The 7,376-nt window shown below is 57.2% G+C and carries 8 protein-coding genes and 1 pseudogene; 3 read left to right on the top strand and 6 right to left on the bottom strand.

Going from position 1 to position 7,376, the window contains the following annotated elements:
- The coding region (locus tag B2W52_RS07015; RefSeq protein WP_286802131.1) for an 8-oxoguanine deaminase at positions 1-1,174 on the top strand (1,174 nt) is incomplete at its 5' end.
- A gap of 49 nt (positions 1,175-1,223) precedes the next feature.
- On the opposite strand, the gene rutF is transcribed toward B2W52_RS07015, so the two are convergent.
- The 6 genes from rutF to rutA are packed head-to-tail and all read right to left on the bottom strand — an operon-like array spanning position 1,224 to position 5,443.
- Positions 1,224-1,751 (bottom strand): NADH-dependent FMN reductase RutF, encoded by a 528-nt coding sequence (rutF, locus tag B2W52_RS07010; protein WP_273072923.1) that lies wholly within the window; start codon positions 1,749-1,751, stop codon positions 1,224-1,226.
- 10 nt (positions 1,752-1,761) lie between these two features.
- The gene (locus B2W52_RS07005; RefSeq protein WP_273072925.1) at positions 1,762-2,352 is read right to left on the bottom strand and encodes a malonic semialdehyde reductase; all 591 of its coding nucleotides are present in this window, start codon (positions 2,350-2,352) and stop codon (positions 1,762-1,764) included.
- Complete coding sequence (gene rutD / locus B2W52_RS07000) at positions 2,349-3,185, bottom strand: pyrimidine utilization protein D (protein WP_414673484.1); 837 nt, start codon at positions 3,183-3,185, stop codon at positions 2,349-2,351. Before rutD ends, B2W52_RS07005 begins: the two co-directional genes overlap by 4 nt.
- Positions 3,182-3,568, bottom strand: coding sequence for a pyrimidine utilization protein C (rutC, locus tag B2W52_RS06995; RefSeq protein WP_273072927.1), 387 nt, complete (start codon positions 3,566-3,568; stop codon positions 3,182-3,184). The genes rutD and rutC overlap by 4 nt, the downstream gene beginning before the upstream one ends.
- Positions 3,569-3,584: 16 nt before the next feature.
- Positions 3,585-4,355: a pyrimidine utilization protein B gene (rutB, locus tag B2W52_RS06990; protein WP_273072928.1), complete on the bottom strand. Its 771-nt coding sequence runs from the start codon at positions 4,353-4,355 to the stop codon at positions 3,585-3,587.
- Positions 4,352-5,443 (bottom strand): pyrimidine utilization protein A, encoded by a 1,092-nt coding sequence (gene rutA, locus B2W52_RS06985; RefSeq protein ID WP_273072979.1) that lies wholly within the window; start codon positions 5,441-5,443, stop codon positions 4,352-4,354. The genes rutB and rutA overlap by 4 nt, the downstream gene beginning before the upstream one ends.
- A gap of 302 nt (positions 5,444-5,745) precedes the next feature.
- On the opposite strand from rutA, the gene rutR reads away from it, so the two are divergent.
- Both rutR and B2W52_RS06975 read left to right on the top strand, forming a co-directional pair.
- Positions 5,746-6,438 (top strand): HTH-type transcriptional regulator RutR, encoded by a 693-nt coding sequence (gene rutR / locus B2W52_RS06980; RefSeq protein WP_273072930.1) that lies wholly within the window; start codon positions 5,746-5,748, stop codon positions 6,436-6,438.
- Between the two features lie 240 nt (positions 6,439-6,678).
- Positions 6,679-7,376 (top strand): annotated as a pseudogene (locus tag B2W52_RS06975) (isopenicillin N synthase family dioxygenase); the annotation flags it as partial.

Here is a 7,376-nt window from a genome sequence, read left to right as displayed (position 1 = left end):
GATCAATACCCATCACCACATGTTCCAGTCCCTGACCCGGGCGCTACCCGCAGCCCAGAATGGCGAGTTGTTCGACTGGCTGAGCGCCCTGTTCCCGGTCTGGCAAAACATCACCCCGGCGATGCAACGGGCCGCCAGCCGGACTGCCATGGCAGAGCTGATGCTCTCGGGATGCACCACAGCCGCCGACCACGCCTACCTGCATGTCAACGGCATCACGCTGGACGATAGCTTCCAGGCGGCCGCAGAAATGGGTATCCGTTTCCATGGCGCCCGCGGCGCCATGAGCCTGGGCCAGAGCAAGGGCGGGCTACCACCGGATGAACTGGTGGAACAGGACGAAAGTGCCATCCTCCGGGACATGTTGAGGGTCGTGGAAGCGCACCATGATCACCGCCCGGATGCCATGACCCGGGTAGCACTGGCACCCTGCTCACCCTTTACTGTAACGACTGATCTGATGCGCGAAGCAGCCACCATGGCTCGGTCATTGAAGGTGGGATTACACACTCACACCGCGGAAAACTGGAAGGATCTCGCCTTCAGTCAGGAACGCTATGGCATGACGCCCACAGAATTTACGGAAGACGTGGGCTGGGTCGGGGAAGATGTCTGGCATGCCCACTGTGTTCATCTGGATGAACCCGGCATTGCACTGTTCGCCCGAACAGGCACGGGCGTCGCTCATTGCCCCTGCTCGAACATGCGCCTTGCCTCAGGCATTGCGCCTGTCCGGAAAATGCTCGACGCCGGCGTGAAGGTGGGACTCGGCGTGGATGGCAGCGCCTCAAATGATAGTGGCAATCTGCTGGACGAGGCGCGCTTGGCCATGCTGTCAGCCCGGGTGAGGGATCAGGAACCCGGCGCCATGACCGCGCGGGAAGCGTTGCGGGTCGCTACCCGCGGTGGCGCGGAAGTTCTCGGCCGCGGTGATGTTCTGGGGCGGATCCAACCGGGCTACTGCGCGGACATCGTGGCCTTCCGTACCGATGATATTGCCATGGCGGGAGGCCAGAGCGATCCACTGGCCTCCCTGGTGTTTTGTACCCCACCCCGGGTCAACTGGAGCATCATCAACGGTCGCGTGGTGATTGAGGAAGGCCATCTGCTGACCCGCTCCCAGCCTCACATCATTGAGGAACAGAACAGGATGGCGGAACAACTTATGAGCTGACCCTCCATGCTGTCCGGTCAGCCGTTCGCCGGACAGCAATCGGGCCGCGTCACTTGCCTTTCAGGCAATGGTAGCCCCGATCAAAGTAGACCAGGCCACCAACCTCATCCTGTTGGCGAACATTCGCGACCGCGCAGAACAGAATATCGTGAGTACCCACGCTCACCCGTTTGCTCACGGTACAGTCGAAGCTTACCAGCGCGTCTTCCAGGACCGGTGCACCGGTCACTGCCGTGCTCCACTGCGCACCGGCAAAGCGCTGGTCCATGGTCGTTTTACTGCCGAACAGGTTCGATAAGTCGGACTGATGATCCGCCAGCGTGTTGACGCAGACACTGTCATTCTGCTGGAAAGCGTCGTACACCGAAGCGCCACGGTTCAGGCACACCAACAAGGTGGGCGGCTCGTCACAAACGCTGCAGACCGCCGTGGCGGTGAAGCCAGCGCGGCCACCAGGACCATCGGTGGTAACAACACTGACCGCTGCAGCCAGGGTCGACATGGCGTTGCGGAACGACTGCTTATCCACGAGCGGCGGCATGGCAAGCACCTCACGAAGTTGCGGTTGAGGTTTCATAACTCTCTCCTTACGCCAATCGGCAGGCGTTGTCGAATTCCAGACGGGGCAAACGGCCATACAACTTTTCCGGGTTGCCGTAGCCAAGGTTGATCAGAAGATTGACTTTCCAGGTGGTTCCGGCGAAGAACGCCTCATTGACCTTTCCGGGATCAAAGCCGGACATCGGCCCGGTATCTAGGCCCAGCGATCGGGCCGCCATTATCAGGTAGGCGGCCTGCATCGAACTGTTGCGAAACGCGGTTTCGTAAGCCATTTCCGGGCTGCTGGTAAACCAGCTACGGGCATCGCCATGGGGAAACAGCTCCGGCAGTTGCTCGTAGAACTCTTCATCATGAGCCACGATCACGGTGACCGGGGCGTTCATAGTTTTATCTAGATTACCGCTGGACAGGCAAGGCGACAGTTTCTGCTTACCGTCAGCAGTTCGAACAAACACGAACCGGGCCGGGCTGCAGTTGGCTGACGTCGGAGCCATTTTTACCAGGTCATACAACGCCCGAAGCGTGTCATCCGGGATCGCCTTCTCCATCCAGCCGTTGTGGGTGCGGGCCTCGGTAAACAGGTGGCCGAGGGCCGTTTCATCAAGTTGTTGGCTCATAGGGCCTCCTCAGTGGTTAACGCCTCTGCGGGCAGACGATGTTTTCGGAGGTGGTCCAGCATCAGTTCGTTGAACCGTTCGACCTCTGTGACGTTGACGGCATGGCCACCCTCCGGCAGAAGCCGAATGCCAGAATTGGGCAGACGGCCTGCCAGCTTCTGGGAACAGGTCCAGGGCACCAATGCATCGTCACGAGTCGCAAGCACAAGCGTCTCCGCATGCACCTCAGCAAGTTCCTGCGGAGCCGGCTGCCAGGCCTGAAGCGCTGCCATGCGTCGTAAAACGTTCGCCTGGGACGGGAAACTGGCCAGCATATGGGTCGACTCCTGCTCCAGCCACTCACTGTTAGCTGCTATCCATACGGGTGGAAACAGGAACAGAGGCTGGGCTTCCAGATAGGCCTCGGGGCCGGAATGCAGCAGCAACTTCCGGCGCACCGAAAAGCAGCGGCGGGAATGCGCATTGGGTTCTGACCAGGCGTTGATCAACAGTAGGCTGGCCACCAGCTCCGGAGAACGCCGGGCCAGTTCCAGACCGATCAGCCCGCCCAGGGCATGGCCAATGAAATGCACAGGCTCGGCAGCCTGCTCTTCCAGCAGTTCGCCCAGTTCTGCGGCCATAGCTTCAACCGTATAGAATTCCGGGACGTCGCCCCGGCTGCGGCCGGTGCCGAAGTGGTCATAGACCAACACCCGGTAACGATTGGTCAGAGCTGGCAACTGGGGGGCCCAGTAATTTCCGGACCCGCCAAGCCCGGCACTCAGCACGACGGTCTCACCGTCGGCCGGGCCATGGCTTTCCCAGTAGAGTGGGCTTGCGGCGCCAGTCATCATTTACCTACGTGCGCAATACTGGCGATTTCAACCAGAGCATCCGGCTTAACCAGACCGCATTGAATGCAGTAGCGGGCCGGCTTCTCTCCCGGGAAGTACTCCGCATACACCTTGTTTACCGCTGCGTAGTTGGCCCAGTCGGTAACCATGATCATGTTGAAAGTAACGTCGGCCATGGTTCCGCCAGCTTCCTCAACCACGCTCTTGATAATCTCCAGAACGTGACGGGTCTGGGCTTCTGCATCGCCGACATGAACCACGTTGGTGTCCTTGTCGAACGGCAGGGTCCCGGAAACGTACACAACGCCGTCGGCCATGGAGCCGGGGACGTAAGGGGCCAGTGGTTTTCCTGAACCTTCGGGAATAATGGAAGTTTTTGGCATGGTGTATCTCCGTCGTTTATGCAGTGGTGGTTTCAGTTAGAGTCGTTGCCGCCTCGCCTTTGGCACCGCCGAAGGTCTGGCAGAAATTTTCGGTGGTGGACACCCATCCGAAGAACGTTTCAATGTTGTAAAGCGCCGCCTGTTGAATGAACTCCGGGCCGGCCTGGTGCGTGGCATCCCCCAGCACCACACCGAAGTACTCCAGGAAAAAACCGTCTCGCAGGGTCGATTCAACGCAGACGTTGGTCGCGATCCCGGTAAAAATCAGGTTGCGAATGCCTCGGCTGCGCAAGACGCTATCAAACGAGGTGTTGAAGAAACCGCTGTAACGGGGTTTGGGAATAACAATATCGCCTGGCTGAGGCTGGAGCTCGTCCACCAGGTCATAGTCCCAGGTACCCTTGGCAAGAAGGCTGCCATTAAGCTCCGGATCCTTGCGCATGGTTTTCAGGGCATTGGATTTGTACCAGTTCGGAGAACCGGGGCCACCTGCTTCCACGTATTCGGGATCCCAGCCGTTCTGGAAAAAAATGACCGGAATGCCCGCCGCCCGGGCCACGGTGATCGCTTTCTTGATCTGCTGGATGACCGGACCGGTCGTGGAGACATCAAATCCTGCCCGATCCAGGTAACCGCCGATCGTGGAATAGGCGTTTTGCATATCAACCACCACCAGCGCCGACTCACTGGCCCGGACATTCAGGGGCTCAGGTTTTCCTGGCAGTTCCAGAACCGGTTCAGCACCCGTATTCAGGGCGTAACCCGATTGCTCCGTTGCGATGCTCATACCGCCTGCTCCAGTTCCTGGTTAATGTGTACCCGGGTTTTCATCAGCGGCTGAATGTACTTGCCGAAGTCCTCAATGCCCTGAACGAAATCGTCAAAGGTCAGCATCACCCCACTGACACCCTCGACCGTACCCACTTCATCCAGCATGCGTGCGACGTTCTCGTAGGAACCCACCAGAGTGCCCATATTGATGTTCACTGCGGACGTCGGGTCGGCCATCTGACGGATGTTGGTGTCCGATTTGGACTTTTTGTCTGCTGCACCCTGCTCACCGAGCCAGGCCACGGCTTCTTCATCAACACCGTCCTTGTAGGACTCCCATTTTGCCCGGGCCGCTTCATCGGTTTTGTCGGCAATCACCATGAACAGAGCCACGGAACTGACGTCTCGCTTGGCTTCCTCGGTAGCCTTCACGAGGCGTTCCACGGTGGGTGCGAAGGCAGTCGGTGTGTTTACGCCTTTGCCGAAGCAGAAGTTGTAATCGGCATACTTGGCGGTGAACGCCATGCCGGCCTCACTCTGCCCGGCACAGATAACCTTCATGTCGGCTTGCGGCACGGGGCTCACCCGGCAGTCATCCATCTGGAAGTGCTCACCCTTGAAATCACTGTGGCCGGTCGCCCAGAGATCCCGCAACACCTGGGCATACTCACCAAGATACTCGTACCGGGAGCCAAAGAATTCATCGCCCGGCCATAGCCCCATCTGGGAGTATTCCGGCTTCTGCCAGCCGGTCACCAGGTTGACTCCAAAGCGACCATTGGAGATGGAATCGATGGTGGATGCCATCCGTGCAACGATGGCCGGCGGCATGGTCAGGGTTGCCGCAGTGGCGAATAGCTGGATTTTACTGGTGACAGCAGCAAGACCCGCCATCAGCGTGAAGGACTCCAGGTTGTGCTCCCAGAATTCCGTTTCACCACCAAAACCACGCAGCTTGATCATCGACAGTGCGAAGTCGAAACCATAGCTTTCTGCTTTCTGGGTAATCTGCTTGTTCAACTCGAAGGTCGGCATGTATTGGGGGGCGTTTTTTGAGATCAGCCAGCCGTTGTTGCCGATGGGAATGAAGACGCCGATATTCATCTGCTCACTCATGGGGTTCTCCTTGATGTTTCCGGTCGGGTGGCGCAAACCAGAGGCCACCATCGTTGACTCACGTTCCCTGACACCAACGCACAATACCGGCCAGAATGGCTTTTATTGTTTTAAATCAATTTTCTATGATTTTCATGACAACTATTACAGACCATTTGGTCTGAAATAGAGCACTCGGTTTGTGCACGGCGGGCATTTTTGGGGCGATACCGTTCATGGCGGCTAAAAGGCCTATTCAAGGAGAAATCCGGTGCTAGAATGTGCCTGCAGTCAATCCAGCGGAGAGATATGTGAGCGTCACCAGAAAGGGCGAGAAAACAGCCAGCCAGAGCAAACGGAAACCACAACGGGTTCCTTCCGCTGCGTCGCTCAACAGGCGGCTGCGTAACAGTGAAAAGAAACGGGCAACCATTCTTGACGCCGCGCTCAGCACCTTTTCCCAATACGGGCTGCACGGTGCCAGCATCGACCAGATTGCCCTTCAGGCCGATGTCTCCAAGACCAACCTCTTCTATTACTTCAGCAATAAAGAAGAACTTTACGTCAACGTGCTGCGGGAGCTGCTGGATTTGTGGCTCAAACCGCTCCGGGCATTCACGGTCGAGCAGGACCCTGTAGAAGCCATACGGGATTATATTCGGGTCAAACTGGAGTTTTCCCGGGACCATCCCGCTGAATCCCGACTGTTCTGCATGGAAGTCATGCAGGGCGCGCCGTTGATGCTGACCGAACTGCAGCAACCACTGCACGATCTGGTAGAGAACAAAATCGAGGTTATCCAGACCTGGATTGATCAGGGCAAGCTGGCGCCCGTAGAGCCATACCATCTGGTTTTTTCATTGTGGGCGACCACTCAGCACTACGCCGACTTTCGCGTGCAGGTAGAAGCTGTGGCAGGGAAAACTCTGGAAGACCCGGACTTCTTCCAGGAAACCCTCAGCAGTCTCGAAACGATCATCCTTGACGGAATCCGCCCCCGCTGAACGCAGCGGAGCTCTCCCCCCGCATCTCTCCTGCCCCTAATTTGGGCTCAAACTAGAACCATGCGCTCTAATTTAGACCATTTGATCCATATCATTTTTTCAGAATCCGCTAAATAGTTGTTTTTTAACAAAATCGAAAAATGGCACGCTTGCTGCTAAGTCAATCAGCGAGCGAGAACGACTCCTTTGCTTTTCTTACCCGGGCCTTTCTCGCAAAACTGAATTGATGGAGGTTGTGCCATGCAGTTGCAACATGTACCAACGATCGACCTTGCCCCTTACTTCGAAGGTACTCCCGAAGGCAAGGCTCAGGTGGCAAAGGAGGTCGACAGGGCCTGTAAGGATATTGGTTTCCTCGTCATTACCAACCACGGAATCCCCGCGGAATTGGTGGATCGCGTCTATTCATTGAGTCGCGAGTTTTTCAACCTGCCAATGGCCGAGAAACGAAAAGTGGATCGTCCCCGACCTGACATGGTTCGCGGTTACAGCGCAGTCGCAGAGGAAAGCCTGTCCTATTCGATGGATGAAGCCGCCCCAGGTGATCTGAAAGAATCCTTCTCGATCGGCCCCAGCGGCGTTCCAGACGACAATTACCATCTTGGGGCAGACGCGGGGTCTCATTTCGCCCACAACGTATGGCCTGAAAACATTCCCGGCTTTCGAGAAGCTTATGTTGAATATTTTGGTGCCATGAGCCATCTGGCCCGCTCGCTCATGCGCATCTTCGCCCTGGCCCTTAAACTGGACGAGCATTTCTTCGACGACAAGATCGACAAAGAAATCAGCATGCTGCGGACCCTCAGCTACCCCAACATGGGAACCAACATTGAAGAGGGGCAGATGCGCGCAGGCGCTCACACTGACTATGGCAGCCTGACTATTGTCAAACCCGACAAGTCACCGGGTGGTTTGCAGGTCTGCAACCAGAACGGGGA

It is taken from the genome of Marinobacter sp. UBA2498, assembly GCF_002341575.1.
GTDB classification, from domain to species: domain Bacteria; phylum Pseudomonadota; class Gammaproteobacteria; order Pseudomonadales; family Oleiphilaceae; genus Marinobacter; species Marinobacter manganoxydans.
Note: the sequence above shows the minus strand (reverse complement) of the source record. Positions and strands in the feature narration are given on the sequence as shown.